17 protein-coding genes are annotated in these 13697 nt (G+C 68.3%); 8 read left to right on the forward strand and 9 right to left on the reverse strand.

The features are described from left to right. Positions 1–200: 200 nt before the first annotated feature. From ACZ6DT_RS09685 to ACZ6DT_RS09710, 6 genes are read left to right on the forward strand one after another with little or no spacing between them, the layout of a single operon-like run. Positions 201–941, forward strand: coding sequence for a class I SAM-dependent methyltransferase (locus tag ACZ6DT_RS09685; RefSeq protein ID WP_465591293.1), 741 nt, complete (start codon positions 201–203; stop codon positions 939–941). Beyond that, positions 922–2031, forward strand: a complete 1110-nt coding sequence (locus ACZ6DT_RS09690; protein ID WP_465591296.1) for a FecCD family ABC transporter permease — start codon at positions 922–924, stop codon at positions 2029–2031. Before ACZ6DT_RS09685 ends, ACZ6DT_RS09690 begins: the two co-directional genes overlap by 20 nt. Next, positions 2031–2819 carry an ABC transporter ATP-binding protein gene (locus ACZ6DT_RS09695; RefSeq protein WP_465591299.1) on the forward strand — a complete coding sequence of 263 codons (789 nt, stop codon included), beginning with the start codon at positions 2031–2033 and terminating at the stop codon, positions 2817–2819. The genes ACZ6DT_RS09690 and ACZ6DT_RS09695 overlap by 1 nt, the downstream gene beginning before the upstream one ends. Beyond that, positions 2816–3799: an ABC transporter substrate-binding protein gene (locus ACZ6DT_RS09700; RefSeq protein WP_465591302.1), complete on the forward strand. Its 984-nt coding sequence runs from the start codon at positions 2816–2818 to the stop codon at positions 3797–3799. The genes ACZ6DT_RS09695 and ACZ6DT_RS09700 overlap by 4 nt, the downstream gene beginning before the upstream one ends. Continuing rightward, positions 3796–4851, forward strand: coding sequence for a cysteine synthase family protein (locus ACZ6DT_RS09705; protein WP_465591305.1), 1056 nt, complete (start codon positions 3796–3798; stop codon positions 4849–4851). The genes ACZ6DT_RS09700 and ACZ6DT_RS09705 overlap by 4 nt, the downstream gene beginning before the upstream one ends. After that, entirely contained in the window at positions 4848–6035 is a 1188-nt protein-coding gene (locus tag ACZ6DT_RS09710) for an ATP-grasp domain-containing protein (protein ID WP_465591307.1), read from the forward strand. The genes ACZ6DT_RS09705 and ACZ6DT_RS09710 overlap by 4 nt, the downstream gene beginning before the upstream one ends. Here the strand turns inward: ACZ6DT_RS09710 and ACZ6DT_RS09715 are convergent. Beyond that, positions 6016–6765: a hypothetical protein gene (locus ACZ6DT_RS09715; protein ID WP_465591309.1), complete on the reverse strand. Its 750-nt coding sequence runs from the start codon at positions 6763–6765 to the stop codon at positions 6016–6018. The genes ACZ6DT_RS09710 and ACZ6DT_RS09715 overlap by 20 nt on opposite strands. A 49-nt stretch (positions 6766–6814) precedes the next feature. Continuing rightward, on the reverse strand, positions 6815–7432 hold the full coding sequence (locus ACZ6DT_RS09720) for a TetR/AcrR family transcriptional regulator (protein ID WP_465591312.1): 618 nt from the start codon (positions 7430–7432) through the stop codon (positions 6815–6817). Between the two features lie 84 nt (positions 7433–7516). On the opposite strand from ACZ6DT_RS09720, the gene ACZ6DT_RS09725 reads away from it, so the two are divergent. Then, the gene (locus tag ACZ6DT_RS09725) at positions 7517–8221 is read left to right on the forward strand and encodes an SDR family NAD(P)-dependent oxidoreductase (protein ID WP_465591315.1); all 705 of its coding nucleotides are present in this window, start codon (positions 7517–7519) and stop codon (positions 8219–8221) included. A 1-nt stretch (position 8222) separates the two neighbouring features. Here the strand turns inward: ACZ6DT_RS09725 and ACZ6DT_RS09730 are convergent, their stop codons facing one another. Genes ACZ6DT_RS09730 through ACZ6DT_RS09745 form a run of 4 tightly spaced genes read right to left on the reverse strand, consistent with a single transcriptional unit; the run spans position 8223 to position 10816 of the window. Next, positions 8223–8600, reverse strand: a complete 378-nt coding sequence (locus tag ACZ6DT_RS09730) for a RidA family protein (RefSeq protein ID WP_465591318.1) — start codon at positions 8598–8600, stop codon at positions 8223–8225. A 58-nt stretch (positions 8601–8658) separates the two neighbouring features. After that, positions 8659–9915 carry a hypothetical protein gene (locus ACZ6DT_RS09735; RefSeq protein ID WP_465591321.1) on the reverse strand — a complete coding sequence of 419 codons (1257 nt, stop codon included), beginning with the start codon at positions 9913–9915 and terminating at the stop codon, positions 8659–8661. Continuing rightward, positions 9912–10247 (reverse strand): type VII secretion target, encoded by a 336-nt coding sequence (locus ACZ6DT_RS09740; protein WP_465591324.1) that lies wholly within the window; start codon positions 10245–10247, stop codon positions 9912–9914. The genes ACZ6DT_RS09735 and ACZ6DT_RS09740 overlap by 4 nt, the downstream gene beginning before the upstream one ends. Beyond that, positions 10241–10816 (reverse strand): YbaB/EbfC family nucleoid-associated protein, encoded by a 576-nt coding sequence (locus ACZ6DT_RS09745; protein WP_465591327.1) that lies wholly within the window; start codon positions 10814–10816, stop codon positions 10241–10243. Before ACZ6DT_RS09745 ends, ACZ6DT_RS09740 begins: the two co-directional genes overlap by 7 nt. A gap of 235 nt (positions 10817–11051) precedes the next feature. Here ACZ6DT_RS09745 and ACZ6DT_RS09750 point away from each other — a divergent pair, with 235 nt between their 5' ends. Continuing rightward, positions 11052–11480: a GNAT family N-acetyltransferase gene (locus tag ACZ6DT_RS09750; RefSeq protein ID WP_465591846.1), complete on the forward strand. Its 429-nt coding sequence runs from the start codon at positions 11052–11054 to the stop codon at positions 11478–11480. Here ACZ6DT_RS09750 and ACZ6DT_RS09755 read toward each other — a convergent pair. The 3 genes from ACZ6DT_RS09755 to ACZ6DT_RS09765 all read right to left on the reverse strand — a co-directional run bounded on the left by ACZ6DT_RS09755 (position 11477) and on the right by ACZ6DT_RS09765 (position 13689). Continuing rightward, entirely contained in the window at positions 11477–12058 is a 582-nt protein-coding gene (locus ACZ6DT_RS09755; protein ID WP_465591330.1) for an AAA family ATPase, read from the reverse strand. The genes ACZ6DT_RS09750 and ACZ6DT_RS09755 overlap by 4 nt on opposite strands. 357 nt (positions 12059–12415) lie before the next feature. After that, positions 12416–12946 carry a hypothetical protein gene (locus ACZ6DT_RS09760; protein WP_465591333.1) on the reverse strand — a complete coding sequence of 177 codons (531 nt, stop codon included), beginning with the start codon at positions 12944–12946 and terminating at the stop codon, positions 12416–12418. Positions 12947–13107: 161 nt separating this feature from the next. Then, positions 13108–13689 (reverse strand): TIGR03086 family metal-binding protein, encoded by a 582-nt coding sequence (locus tag ACZ6DT_RS09765; RefSeq protein ID WP_465591336.1) that lies wholly within the window; start codon positions 13687–13689, stop codon positions 13108–13110. Positions 13690–13697: the final 8 nt, after the last annotated feature.

Here is a 13697-nt window from a genome sequence, read left to right on the forward strand (position 1 = left end):
TCCCCCCCCCGGGGAGGGGGCGGCGGGTGCCGGGCTGGGGGTGTGTCTCCTCCCCCCCCCCCCCCCCCCCCCCCCCCCCACGACCACCTGGACGGGCACTCGCGTGATCACTCCACGAGAAAGGCGGCGAAACCGGGAACCGAAGACGACCTTTCGACGACTTGTGGGGCTGACACATGCGGTCCGGCGAGCGGAGAGAGATGCACTGGTACGAGGACGACGACCTGTGGGTCGGCTTCGCGGACGTGATGTTCCCGCCCAGCCGGGCCGAAGAGGCCGAACGCCTGACGGCCACGTCACCGCTGCTCCAGGTCGCCGACGGCGCGAAGGTACTCGATCTGGCGTGCGGCCCGGCGATCCACGTCGTGCCGTTGGCGAAGAAGGGCGCCGACGTGACCGGCGTCGACCTCAGCCCGGCGATGCTCGAACGCGCGCGTGAGGTCTGCGAAAGCGCCGGAGTCGCCGCGAAACTGATTCAGGCCGACATGCGCGAGTACGCCGAACCCGGCGCGTACGACCTGATCATCAACATGTACACGTCGTTCGGTTACTTCACCGACCCCGGCGACAACCTCATCGTGCTGCGAAACGCCTTCGCGAGCCTCGCGCCCGGCGGCAGCCTGCTGATCGACGTCCTCGGCAAGGAAGTGCTCGCCGGCTGGGTCGGCCGCCCGAAAGCGGTCGACGTCGACGGCGGGACGGTGTTCATGCGCGACACCGTCCTCGACGACTGGAGCCGCCTCAAGACCGAATGGACGTTGGTCCGCGACGGAGCGGCGAAGCAGGTGTCGATCCTGTCCTTCCTGTACAGCGCCGCGGAACTGAAGGCGCTGTTCGAGACGGTGGGCTTCACCGGCGTCGAGTGTTTCGGCGACTTCGACGGCTCGCCGTACGACAACCACGCGCGCCGCCTGATCGTGCGTGGTGAACGTGCCGGCTGAAACGCTTCGCCTGTTCGCCGAACCGGACGACCTTGGGCGCGACGACAAAGTCGCGCGCCCGCTGCGGCTCACCGGCCCGGTGCTGCTGCTGTCGGCGGCGCTCCTGATCTCGCTGATCGCGGGCATCGCGCTCGGCCCGTCCACCGTGGCTCTCCCGGATGTCCTGCGCTACCTGGGAAAGGCGATCATCGGCGGCACCATCACCGGTGAGGAGGTCACCGGGTACTCGATCGTCTGGCAGGTCCGCACCCCGCGGGTACTGCTGGCGGCCGTGGTCGGCGCGGGGCTCGCGGTGGTCGGGGTCGCCGTGCAGGCCCTGGTCCGCAACGCCCTCGCCGATCCGTTCGTACTCGGGATCTCGTCGGGTGCTTCGGTCGGTGCCGCCGCCGTCGTGGTGTTCGGCTTGTTCGCCGGGCTCGGTGTGCTGGCGCTGTCGACGGCCGCCTTCCTCGGCGCCCTGGGCGCGACCGCGCTCGTCTATCTGGCCGCCCGCAGCAAATTCGGCCTGACGCCGTTGCGTCTCGTGCTCACCGGGGTCGCGCTCACCTACGCCTTCCAAGCCGTGATGAGCGTGCTCGTCTACCTTTCGCCCAGCGGCCAGGCCGCGCAGACCGTGCTGTTCTGGCTGCTGGGCAGCCTCGGCGCGTCGACCTGGGCGTCCTTGCCGCTGGCCACGCTCGGGGTGGCCGTGGCGATCGTGGTCCTGCTGCGGTACGGCACCGCGCTCGACGTCCTTTCCCTGGGCGACGAGACCGCGATGAGCCTCGGCACCGACGCGGCCGCCTTGCGCCGCTGGCTCTTCCTGCTCACCGCGGTCGTCACCGGGCTGCTGGTGGCGGTCAGCGGCTCCATCGGGTTCGTCGGGCTGGTCCTGCCGCATGTGGTGCGGATGATCGCCGGTTCGGGGCACCGCCGTGTGCTGGCGCTCGCGCCGCTCGTGGGGGCGGTGTTCCTGGTGTGGGTCGATCTGCTCGCCCGTACCCTCGTCGCACCGGAGGAACTACCGCTCGGGGTGATCACCGCGCTGATCGGCGTCCCGGTGTTCCTCGTCGTGATGCGGCGCCGCGGCTACGCGTTCGGGGGCCGCTGATGCTGTCCCTGCGCGAACTTTCCGTCGAGGTGGCCGGATCGACGCTGATCCGTGCACTGCGCTTGGACGTCGGCGCGGGCGAGGTCGTCGGCCTTCTCGGTCCCAACGGCAGCGGCAAGTCGACGGCGTTGCGCTGCGTCTACCGGGCGCTGACCCCGTCCGGCGGCGCCGTCCTGCTCGATGGCATCGACCTCGCGGAACAGGGGCTGCGCGACACCGCCCGCCGGATCGCCGCGCTCACCCAGGACAGCCGGGCGGATCTGGACTTCACCGTCGAGGAGGTCGTCGCGCTCGGCCGGTCTCCGCATCAGCGCGGCAATCTCCGGTTGTCGGTCCGCGAACGCGCGTTGTGCCGGGAAGCGTTGCGGCGGATGGACATCACCCATCTCGCCCAGCGCAGTGTGCTGACGCTTTCCGGCGGCGAGCGGCAACGGGTCCTGGTGGCGAGGGCGCTCGTCCAGGAACCGGAGGTGCTGGTCCTCGACGAGCCGACCAATCACCTCGACGTCCGACACCAGGTGGAACTGCTGAAATTCCTGCGCGACTGCGGGCTCACCGTGCTCGTCGCCCTGCACGATCTCAACCTCGCCGCCGCCGTCTGTCACCGGATCGCGTTGCTGCGCGGCGGATCGCTCGCCGCCTGCGGAACCCCGGCCGAAGTGCTCACGCCCGAAACGGTCCGCGCCGTGTTCGGCGTCGAGGTCACCCAGGTGACCCATCCCGTGACCGGGGCGCTCCAGCTGCTGTACGACCTTCCCGCCGACGAAACCGAGGGGATCACACGATGAAGCCGTCCAGGGTGACCGCGCTCTTCGCCGCGGCGCTGCTCCTGAGCGCCTGCGGTGCCCAGGTCGAGGCCGGACCGGCCGCACCGGCACAGGCCACGGTGACCAATTGCGGCGCGCAGGTCACCTTCCCGGCGCCGCAACGCCCGGTGGCCTACGACGTCTCCGGCGCCGAGAAGATGTTCGCGCTCGGTCTCGCCGGCCGCATGCGCGGCTACGTGATGAACTCGCTCGGCGATCCGTCGATCGCCGGATCGCCGTGGAAGGACGACTACGCCAAGGTCGAACGGCTCGGCACCTCGCGGGTCACGCGCGAGATCCTGGTCAACGCCAAAGCGGACTGGGTGATCGCGGGCTGGAACTCGGGCTTCAGCGAGGAGCGCGGGATCACGCCGAAGCTGCTGGAGCAGGTCGGCATCTCGAGCTATCTGCACACCGAGTCCTGCTGGGAATATCCGGCCGCGAGGTCGGAAGTGACGCCGCTCGAGGCACTCTATACCGACCTGCGCAACCTCGGCGACATCTTCGGCGTCCGCCAGCGGGCCGACGAACTGGTCACGGAACTCAAGGGACGCTTCGACAAGGTCCGCGCCGGAGCGCCGAAGACCCCGCCCGCCAAGGTGTTCGTCTACGACTCCGGCACCGACCAGCCCTTCACCTCCGGAAAACACGCCGCTCCCCACGACATCATCGACGCCGCGGGCGGGACCAACGTCTTCCGCGACCTCCAGGACGGCTGGGGCAGCGTCGGCTGGGAAGCGGTGGTGAAGGCCGAACCCGAGGTGATCGTCGTGGTGGACTACGCGGACCAGCCCGCGCGGGACAAGATCGCGTTCATCAAATCCGCGCCACAGCTGAAGAACACCCCCGCCGTGCGCGACAACCGGTTCCACGTCGTCTCCTACGGGGATCTCGTGAGCGGCCCGCGCAACGCGGCGGGCGCCGAATCACTGGCCGCGTACCTGCGTTCGATCGGGCGGTGAACGCGATGTCCGCGCTGGTCCACGAGCACGTCACCGACGCGATCAAGACCCCGGCGTTGATCCGGCTCACGCCGAACGTCGTGCTGATCCGCTTCGAAACCCTGAAGGTCTACGCGGCGCTCGGCGCGGTCCGGTCGCTGCTCGCCGACGGTACCGTCCGAAAAGGACAGACACTGATCGACAGCTCCAGCGGGATCTACGCGCTCGCGCTGGCGATGGCCTGTCATCGTTACGGTCTGCGCTGCCATATCGTCGCCTCCACCACCGTCGACCTCACCATGCGTTCGCAGCTGGAGATCCTGGGCGCGACGGTGGACCAGATGCCGCCGTCGGACGACCTCCGCCTCGACCAGCGGCGCCGCGTCGCGCGCGTGCACGAACTGCTGGAAAGTCATCCGGGCATGCATTGGATGCGCCAGTACCACGATCCCGTCCACTACCTGGGTTATGGCGAGGTCGCCGATCTGGTCGCCCGTGCGCTGCCGTCCGGGCCGCTCACCGTCGTCGGCAGTGTGGGCACCGGCGCGTCCACCGGCGGGATCGCGCGGTCGCTGCGCGAACGTGATCCGGACGTCCGCCTGACCGGTGTCCAGCCGTTCGGCAGTGTCACCTTCGGCAGCGAGCGGTTCACCGATCCGGACGCGATCATCGCGGGAATCGGTTCCGCCATCCCGTTCGGCAACGTCGATCACGCACTGTACGACCGGATCCATTGGCTGGACTTCGTGCACGCCATGGCGGCGACCATCGGCCTGATGCGCGACCACGCCGTCTTCGCCGGGCTTTCCACCGGTGCCGCGTACCTCGTCGCGGGCTGGGAGGCGGCGCGGGATCCGGATCGGACGCACGTCGTGATCGGCGCCGACACCGGACATCGCTACACGGCGAGGGTCTTCGCCCGGCATCGGGAAGCGGTCGACCCGGCCGGGCTCGCGCCGCGCGAGATCGCTTCACTGGACGAACTCGCCCTGCCGTGGGCGGCGATGGATTGGAGCCGCCGCCGTTTCGGGATCCCCGCACAACCGCTGTACCGGAAGGACCGGGCGTCGTGACCATTGTCCTGTTGGAAGCATTGACGTTCGGCCTGGGCAGGCTGGCCGACGCCGCGGCGGAGGCCGGGCGGAAACTGGTGCTGTTCACCGGAAATCGCGACATCTACCGGTACGAACTCGGCACCCTCGGGCCGGACAGGATCGAGGTCGTCGACATCGACACCACCGACATCGCGGCCTGCGAAACGGCGCTGCGCGCCATCCCGGACCTCGCCGGCATCATCAATTCGACCGACACCTGGGCGCTTCCCGGCGCGGAACTCACCGCTCGGCTCGGCCTGCCCGGTCCCGACGCGGCCGCCGTCGGTGTACTGCGAGACAAGGGTGCGGTGCGCGATCTGCTGTACGAACACGGACTCACCCGCGGCAGGCCGGCACCTGTCATGGTCGCCGAGGAACTCGGGTTTCCTTTGGTGCTCAAGGATTCTTCGGGAACGTCGTCACGCGGGGTATGGCTGGTCCGCGATGAGGCCGAACTCGAGCGAGCCAGGCGGGAGGCGAAGGAGACGCCGCTCAAGGGGCATCTGATCGCCGAACCGTATTTCGCCGGCCCCCTCTACAGCGCGGAAACCGTCACCTGGCAAGGAAGGACGCGGCTGCTCGGGATTCTCTCCCGTCAGCTTTCGCCGGAACCCGTGCGACGTGAGGAGGCCGCCGCGTTCCCGGTGGCCTTCCCCGCGGCCGAATACGCCGGACTGGCCGACTGGATCGGCCGGGTGCTCAAGGCCGCCGGACACGAGCAGGGCTTCGCGCACACCGAATTCGTGCTCACCGCCGACGGGCCGGAAGTCGTCGAGATCAACATCCGGATCGGCGGGGCGATGCTCGGCGAGGCGCTGTGCCGGTCGTTGGACACCAACGTCTACTCCGCGATGATCGCCATGGCGCTGGGCGAGGAACCCGCCTTGCTCACCCGGGAGGTGGGCGGGGGGCCCGGGATCGGGTTCGTGCTGGCGTACCCGACCAAGGAAGGCGTGCTGAAGGGTTGGTCGGGGCTCGACAAGCTGCCAGGCCTCCCGGGCGCGCCGGAGTGGTATCCGACGGCGAGCCCCGGTGACGAGATCCGGCACCTGACGGATCAGCGCTCGTGCACCGGGATCGTGCTGGCCGAAGGGCCGACCGCGGAACTCGCGCTGCATCGCGCGCTCGCCGCGGCGGGCGGGATCACGCCGGAGATCGGTTGACCGGTCCCTTCTCGTGAGTGGCCGCCGCGGTCCGGGTGTTCCCGATGTCGCGTTGGAGAAACCGAGCGTCTCGGATGCGACATCGGGAACCTGACCGGCTCGCGAACTCGCGTGATTGGCGGCGGAACAGGCCGAGGCCTGCGTCAAGAGGCGGGCACGCACTTCTTGGCGGCCGCGGCGGCGGCCGCCAGTTCCGGCGAGTCCATCTTGACCGAAGCGAAGGGATCGTCGTTTCCGTCAGCGGTTTCTGGGCCGCCTCAAGGGCTTTGAGCCCCTGATCCAGCGCGGCCTGGCCCTTGGACGCGTCGAGTTTCCGCTTGCCTTCGGCCGCCGCGTCCCGTGCCGCGGTGTAACGGTCCACAATGGACTTCTTGGCCGCGTCGCCGCCGGGGATCGGTGATGCGGGCAGCGCGGCCAGCTCGCCGATGACCTTGTCCGCGAGTCCGGCGCGCACCCCGAGATCCTCGCTCAGCCAGCTCCGCGTCACTTCGACGCCCGACGCCTGTTTGCTCGCGTGGTCGTTGCTGGCCTTCACATAGCCGTACAGCGCGCCGCACATCCCGTCGAGCCACGCGACGGTCTTGGCGTCCGGACCGGCTGGCGACGGCGACGACGGCGACGACGGGGTGACGGTGACTGTCGCGGGCGCGGGGGGCGGTGGTCCACCCGAGCAGGCCGTCATCGCGAACAGGGCCACGGCAAGGGGAAGGAGCAGTGCTTTCGTCTTCATCGGATCTCCCTCCGGGCTGAACACGCACCGGAGGGTCCGCGGGTTGCCCTCAGTCGCAGTGCCCCATCAGCCGCGCGAGTTCGCCGGGCGACAACGGCGGTTCCGGCAACGGGTTCGCGGCCGTGGCCCGCATGCCGTCGAGCAGGAGCGCGAGGTGGCGGCGCCACGCCGCCGGGCGCACGGCCGCGGTCGCCTCCACCGTGCGCGCGATCCCCCAGGTCACGAACGCCATGTCCTCGAGGGTGAAGTCGGCGCGCAGGTCACCGCTTTCCTTGGCGCGTTCGACGATCCGGGTCATCAGTTCGTAACCCCGTTCGAGGTCTTCGGTCTGTGGCGGACGCGTCGAGGCGAGTTCGTTGTAGCCGCGGTCGGCTGCCTGCAATTCGCAGATCCGCTCGACGAAAGACGTCAGACCGGTCCAGGCGTCGTCGAGGGAGAGCGCGTGTTCGGCCAATTTCGCGACGGTCTCGGTCCGGTCGGCGAACACGGCGTTCACGAGATCCGCGCGCTGGGGGAAGTGGTTGTACAGCGTGCCGATGCTGACGCCCGCGGTCTTGGCGATCTCTTCGAGCGGGACGTCGAGGCCGCGCACCGAGTAGAGGTCCCTGGCGGCTTCGACCAGCAGGTCACGGTTGCGCCGGGCGTCCTTCCGCAGAGGTTTGGTCATGGCGACCATCCTAGCCAAGTTGAAGGCACCCTCAAGTTACCGGTATAAGTTGAGGAGGACCTCAACTTAACTCTGGGAGGACATATGACCAGGACGCTCGCGATCTTCGGCGCCGGACCGGTGCTGGGACTTTCGCTCGCGCGTCGCTTCGGCCGCGAGGGTTTCCGCATCGCCCTCGTCGCGCGCACCACCGAGAACCTCGACGCGCTCGTCGCCGAACTCGCCAAGGACGGCATCGAAGCGAACGGGTTCACCGCCGACGTCTACGAGCCCGAACAGCTCACGGCCGCCGTCACCGCGATCGGCCGCGTCGACGTGGCCGCCTTCAACCCCGGCGGCGGAACCATGGGCGAGGGCATCGTGCCGGTACTCGACGTCGATCCGGAGAACCTGCGGCTGGTCCTCGACCGCTTTCTGGTGTCCGCGGTAGCGCTGGTGCGGGCCGTACTGCCGGGTATGACCGAGCGCGGTGACGGCGCCGTCCTGTTCACCGCCGGGCAGTCCGGTCTGCATCCGGCGCCCTTCCTCGGCAACATCGGCATGGCGCAGGCCGCGCTGCGGAACTACTTCCTCAACCTGAACGCAGTGCTCGCCGAGAAGGGCGTCTACGCCGGGGCTGTCAACGTCGGCGCGTTGATCGAGGGCAGCGTGCCGCATCAAGCGCTCACCTCGAGCCCGTTGGACTTCGAGCCCGAGGTGATCCATCCGGACGTCTTCGCCGACGCCTTCTGGAAGCTCCACGAGACGCGCGAAGCTCCCGAGGCGCTGGTCGGTTCGTTCGGGCGGTGACCTACTTTTCGATGGCGTAGGCCTCGATCTCGACCTTCATCTTCGGGTCGAGCAACGCCGAGACCTCGACCATCGTGGCCGCGGGAAGCACGTCACCGAAGGCCTCGCGGTGTGCCCGTGCCACCAGTTCGGCGTCCTCGATGTCGGTCACGTAGGTGACCGTGCGGACCACCGCGACCAGACTCGAACCGGCGTCCCGCAGCGCGGTCTCGATGATCGAAAGCACGGCCGTGGCCTGCTCGTACGCGTCGCCGGAACGGGCGGGTTCCCGCGCGGTGGTCCCGGAGACGTGGATGTGCTCGCCGACGCGCACGGCCCGGCTGTAGCCGAAGACCCGCTCGAAGTCCCCGCCGGAAGAGATGTTCACCCGTTCAGTCATGGACCGAACGAAAGCACAAGTCGGCCCCGTACCGAAACCGGTACGGGGCCGCCCATGCTCACTTCTCTTCCTCGTCCTCCGGTGGTTTCTCCTTCACGGCCGGCGGGATGGCCTTCGTCATCTCGACGATGGTCTTCCCGGCCAGGCCCGACGCACCGTAGGTCGGGTCGCTGAGCACCTTGACCGTCGAGTCGATCGCCTTCGCGATGTCAGGATGCTTCCGCGCCAGCTGGCCCATCGGAAAGCTGTTCCAGTAGGCGAACTTCTCCATGATCTTCGCCTTGTCCGGGTTCCCCTCCAGCACCTTCGCCAGCTTTTCGCTCACGATCCTGGAAGGTATGTCGCTGAGCTTTTCCAGCGGAGGCTTCGGACCATCGGGCTTCGCGTCCGGGGAGGTGTCGGCCGGTTTGGTGGGCGGGCCTTCGATCGGCTTCTTGCCGCCGGGCATCGGCGTGCCACCGCCGGGTTTCGGCTTCGGCGTCGGCAGCGTGACCTTGCCGCCGCCGAGGGTCAGCTTCACGACGTCGTCCGCCGATCCGCGGGTCTTGGCCAGGATCTTGATCATCTCGCCGAGCTTCTTGGCGACGTCGGCGATCTGCTTGGCGATCTTGGCGATCGCCACGCCGACCGTGGTCATGATGGAGGTGATCGCCGCGATGATCGAACCGCCGAAGGTGACCGGCGCCAGTGCCACCGCCACGATCGCGGCCTTGATGATGCCCGCCAGGGTCATGGCGATGATGTCGCGGACGATGCCGCGGACGGCGCCGATCATGGCGCCCGCGATCCCCATCTGCTTGCCCGCGAAATCGAGGTACCCGGCGAGCGCGTCGATCTGGGCGGCGACGCCTTCCATGTCGGCCCGGAACTTGTCGGCGGCCTCGCCGTCCCACTTCTCCATGAACTTTTTGGTGGCGGCCGCGTGGTTCTTCGACCACTCCCGCACTTCCGCGCCCTCTTTGTAGATCGCCGTCTTGGCCGCCTCGATGCCCTTCGGGTCGCCCAGCAGGAAGTCCAGCGGCCAGCGGAAGATGACGATGTGCTCGATCAGCCAGCCGATCCCGGCGGTGAGCAACGACCCGATCGGATCGACGACCATGCCGAGGATCTCGATCGCCATCCCCGCCGAAGCCAGGCCGATACTGAGGCTGTCGCCTTCGTCGACGGCCTTCTTCAGGGCGAACGCGGAGTCGAAGAAGCCGGCGCCCGCGGTGTCACCACTGCCCGCGAGGAAGCTGTTCTTCTCGTCTTTGAAGTCCTCGGCCTTGGTGCCGCTGCCGTTGCCGAAGTCGTTCGGGCGGTACTCGTCGCTCACTTGACCTTCACCTCGTCGATGCCCTTGCCGGCCTCGGTGATCAGCTTCTCCGCCTCCTGCTCGTTGGCGTCGTACTTCTTCGCGGCCTCACGCACCCTGTCCGAGAACTCCTGCACGTTCTCGGAGTACTTGTTCAGGTGGTCCCGGGCTTTCCCACAGTGCATGCTCGCGCCGGCGCCGTAGATCTGGCCGCCGAAGATGCCGAAGATGCCGGGGTCGGCCACGCAGCCGCCCACCATGTCGGCGCTCCCCCGGAGCGCGTCCTCGAGTTTGTCGAGGTGACCGGCGAACTCGTTCAGGGCTTCCGTCTTGACACCGAATCCGCTCACCACGGGCTCATTTCATCGTCGTCGGGGGTGGCCGGTCGCCGGGGTCGCGGCGCCGGGGGGTTCGGCGGCCGCACGGGACGGCCCGGCTGCGGCGGCATCGGGGGGCCCGCCTGCGGTGGCCGCGGCGGCCGGAAGCCCGCCTGCGGACGCGGGTCCTCGCGGTGCGCCTCCGGAGCCCACTTGTCCCGCTCCGGGTTGTCCGGTGCGTCTTCCTCGTCCTCCACCTTCGGCAGGAACGTGCGGACCAGCCGCGCGGCCTCGTCTTCGCCGTTGATCTCGGTGTAGGACTCCGTGACCTTCTCCACGGTCTTGCGCTGGGCCTCGCGCACCGTCTGCATGACCAGGGAGGAGAGCCGGGCCGGTCCCAGCGCGGTGGCCCGGTTGCCGAACTCGATCGCGCTCAGCGAGCCGTTGGCCTCGACCGTCACCGTCACCGAACCGTCGGAGGACCGTACCGTGGACGCGGACGCGGTGAACGCGGCCGTCAGGGCATTGGCTTTTTCCTCGAGTTTCTTGGCCTCTCGCTCCAAAAGGAGCGCGAAGTCCTCACCTGCGTCGAAATTGGGTTGCATGCGTCGCCTTGGCTCGGTTCGGATGGGTCACGATCGGAGAGAGTGCGAGGTCGACGAGGCGGTCTACGGAACTGCCCGAGATCGTCACGTATCGTTACCATCGCGTGGGTCTTCGGACAACCCGCGTGATCGGGGATTGCCCGAATGGGCCTCCCGTGGCGGTAATTCGGGCCAGAGAAGAGGAACTGTGCCGGGGACGGAACCGGTCGTACGGGACGCCGATCGAGACGACGTCATGGCCATCTGCCGCTTCGGCGAGGAGCACGTCCGAGCCCACTACACGCCGTTGATCGGCGAAGAAGCCGCTGCCAAGCAGGTGCGGATGTGGTGGAACGAGACGAACATCGCCGGCGCCGTGGCCCGCGGTTCGATGGTGGTCGCCGACGACGGCGGGCACCTGGTGGGCGTCGGACAGCGCGGACTCGACGGTGACGAGCACGTCATCTACAAGCTGTATGTGCACCCTCGTCACCGAGGTGGCGGATTGGGCCGTCGGCTGCTGGACGTCCTCATCGGACAGTTGCCCGCGGGCACCGAACGGTTGTACATCGAGCATTTCGCGGCCAACGAGCGTGCGGGAGCCTTCTACGAGCGCGAGGGTTTCAGGGTGGAGCGGATCGATCCTCGGCTCGGTGTCGTTTGGCGCGTCCGCGATCTTCGTTAACGGAGGTTCCGGGCCAGGGGGCCGTCGAGCCAGCGATCGACCTGGCGCTGACCCCGCAGGCGGACGACAACGAGGTCCGGATACCGGTTCTCGGCGATGACCCTGTGCACGCGAGCGCGCATGATCGGGTGGTAGCGCCAGGCGAGCTTGACGATGTGGTCGCCTTCGGTGAAGAACGTGTGCAGGGGGCCTTCGACGTTGCCGCCGGCGATCTTCGAGCCGCACCCCACACGACGTTTCAGCGTCCGGACGACCGTGCGTGTCACGGTCAGGGCACGTAAATGATCGAGCCAGACGAGGACGTCCAACCGCTCGGTCATCCGCTCCCGAACCTCTTCGCCCTGCCATTCGATGGCCCACTCGTCGACGGCGATGAATTTCAGGACGTCGGCTTGCCAGGTCTCCCGAACCGTCCAGCCCGGCGCGTGGAAGAAGGACTCGAACTCGACGAACGGCAACCCCATACGCTCGCACAGGGTTCGCGCCAGCGTCGACTTGCCGGATCCGGCGGGACCCGCCACCGCGACCCGCCGGATCCGGTGTCCGGGAAGGGCGTCGTCCGGCCCGATGATCTGCATGTGGGCAGCTTATCGAGGGGCAGGGAAGCTCCGGGTGGAGGTTTGCGGCACTCGTGCCTGCCCTCTGAACCGTGTCCCGAAAGTGGCTTTCGCGACAAGGGGCCGGACGACACACGGTGCGAGAGTTCCGGCTCCAGTCACGCGAATTCGGCTTCCCATCACGCGAGTTCGGCTTCCAGGCACGTGAGTTCGGGCCCACCGGTCGCAGCGAGCGAAATGCGGCTCACCCTCCAACCCGTCACGTGCCAGATGGAACGGAGCGGTGAAAGGTCCGTGAAGGCCTCCTTCACTACCTTCAAGGTAGGCAAAGTCAAATTGAGGCCTTCACGGACAGGCGCACGACCACACAGGTACTGGTCAGACCCAGCCGATCCGCTCGTAGAACGGCGTGATCCACGCTCGGAACCGCTCCCCGTGGACCTCCTGAGCGGCGGCCACGATGGCGTCCGGATCCTCGGCCGGTGTCAGGCCGCGCTCCTGAAGCCACTTGACGAACTCTTCGTGCGAGCCGCTGTGGTCGTCGTCTTCCTCACGGAAGTAGTCGGCCGAGTCGTGGCCGACCATGACCTCACCGTCGTAACCCAGCAGCCGCAAGAAATCCCGGAAGTCACGGGCGACGACCTGTTCACCGCCCTCGTCGCCGAAGACCACGACGGGCGACAGGGCGAGGTCAGTCTCGTCGCCGCTTCGCCAGATCGCGTACGTCGAGCCGCTCCCGTTCGCCTGGGCGAAGGGAATCAAGCGCGACAGGAACGCCGGGTCGTCCAGCTCCTTGGGGAAACGCTCCTTGTCGTCGTAGCCGTGCAGCTCGAAGCCATCGGCGATGAAGTCGCCGGCCGAGTCGTAGAGAGCCTTCAGCTCGTTCAGGACGGGGATCGGTGAGTACACGCCGGGGAGCATAAGCGATACAGAAGGCCGTGAAGGCCTCCTTGAGGGACTCTGGATCCCCCAAGGAGGCCGATCTCGCGTGATTGGAGGGCGATCTCGCGTGATTGGAGGCCGAACTCGCGTGATTGGAGGCCGAACTCGCGTGATTGGAGGGCGAACACTCAGGTTGAGCGGCCCAGGAAGGCCAGGAACCGGGTCTGGGGGTCGGCGTCCGCGGGTGGTTTCACCCGGGGGCCGAAGGTGCCCGGCGTGCGGCTGATGATCAACCGGGCGAGGGAGAACGACGGCGCGATGACGTCGGGTTCCATGCGCACGTCGATGCCGAGCGCGGAGCCGATGTCCCAGGTGTGGACCAAGGTGTCGAAGGTGAGCAACGCCAGGTAGTCCGCGACCGTCGCATCGGGACGGTCGGCCACGTACCACGCGGGGGCGGGCCGGCCGAGCACCTCGTCGGTGACGACGGCGTCGGTCGCGGAGCGCGTCGCACGCCATTCGGCGAGCGGGTCGTCGCCGGCCAGCTCGCCGGGCTTCTCGGAGCCCGCGGGCCCGTTCTCCACCGTGAACTCCTGGCCGTCCGCGTGCCGGCGCAGCACCTCCAGGCCCCAGATGACGTGACCTGTCACGTCACGCACCGTCCAGTGTTCGCACGCCGACGCGGCGTCCCACCGGTCCGGTGGCACGGCGGCGAGTACGGCGTCGAAGGCGTCCTGGGTCCGCCGGTAGCGATCCGAAATCTCGTCCATGGGCACCC

The organism is Amycolatopsis sp. NPDC041971, assembly GCF_055588925.1.

Coding starts and splice junctions, on each gene's coding strand:
- ACZ6DT_RS09685 (WP_465591293.1), top strand. CDS start 201: ATGCACTGGTACGAGGACGACGACCTGTGGGTCGGCTTCGCGGACGTG.
- ACZ6DT_RS09695 (WP_465591299.1), top strand. CDS start 2,031: ATGCTGTCCCTGCGCGAACTTTCCGTCGAGGTGGCCGGATCGACGCTG.
- ACZ6DT_RS09700 (WP_465591302.1), top strand. CDS start 2,816: ATGAAGCCGTCCAGGGTGACCGCGCTCTTCGCCGCGGCGCTGCTCCTG.
- ACZ6DT_RS09715 (WP_465591309.1), bottom strand. CDS start 6,765: ATGAAGACGAAAGCACTGCTCCTTCCCCTTGCCGTGGCCCTGTTCGCG.
- ACZ6DT_RS09720 (WP_465591312.1), bottom strand. CDS start 7,432: ATGACCAAACCTCTGCGGAAGGACGCCCGGCGCAACCGTGACCTGCTG.
- ACZ6DT_RS09725 (WP_465591315.1), top strand. CDS start 7,517: ATGACCAGGACGCTCGCGATCTTCGGCGCCGGACCGGTGCTGGGACTT.
- ACZ6DT_RS09730 (WP_465591318.1), bottom strand. CDS start 8,600: ATGACTGAACGGGTGAACATCTCTTCCGGCGGGGACTTCGAGCGGGTC.
- ACZ6DT_RS09745 (WP_465591327.1), bottom strand. CDS start 10,816: ATGCAACCCAATTTCGACGCAGGTGAGGACTTCGCGCTCCTTTTGGAG.
- ACZ6DT_RS09750 (WP_465591846.1), top strand. CDS start 11,052: ATGGCCATCTGCCGCTTCGGCGAGGAGCACGTCCGAGCCCACTACACG.
- ACZ6DT_RS09755 (WP_465591330.1), bottom strand. CDS start 12,058: ATGCAGATCATCGGGCCGGACGACGCCCTTCCCGGACACCGGATCCGG.
- ACZ6DT_RS09765 (WP_465591336.1), bottom strand. CDS start 13,689: ATGGACGAGATTTCGGATCGCTACCGGCGGACCCAGGACGCCTTCGAC.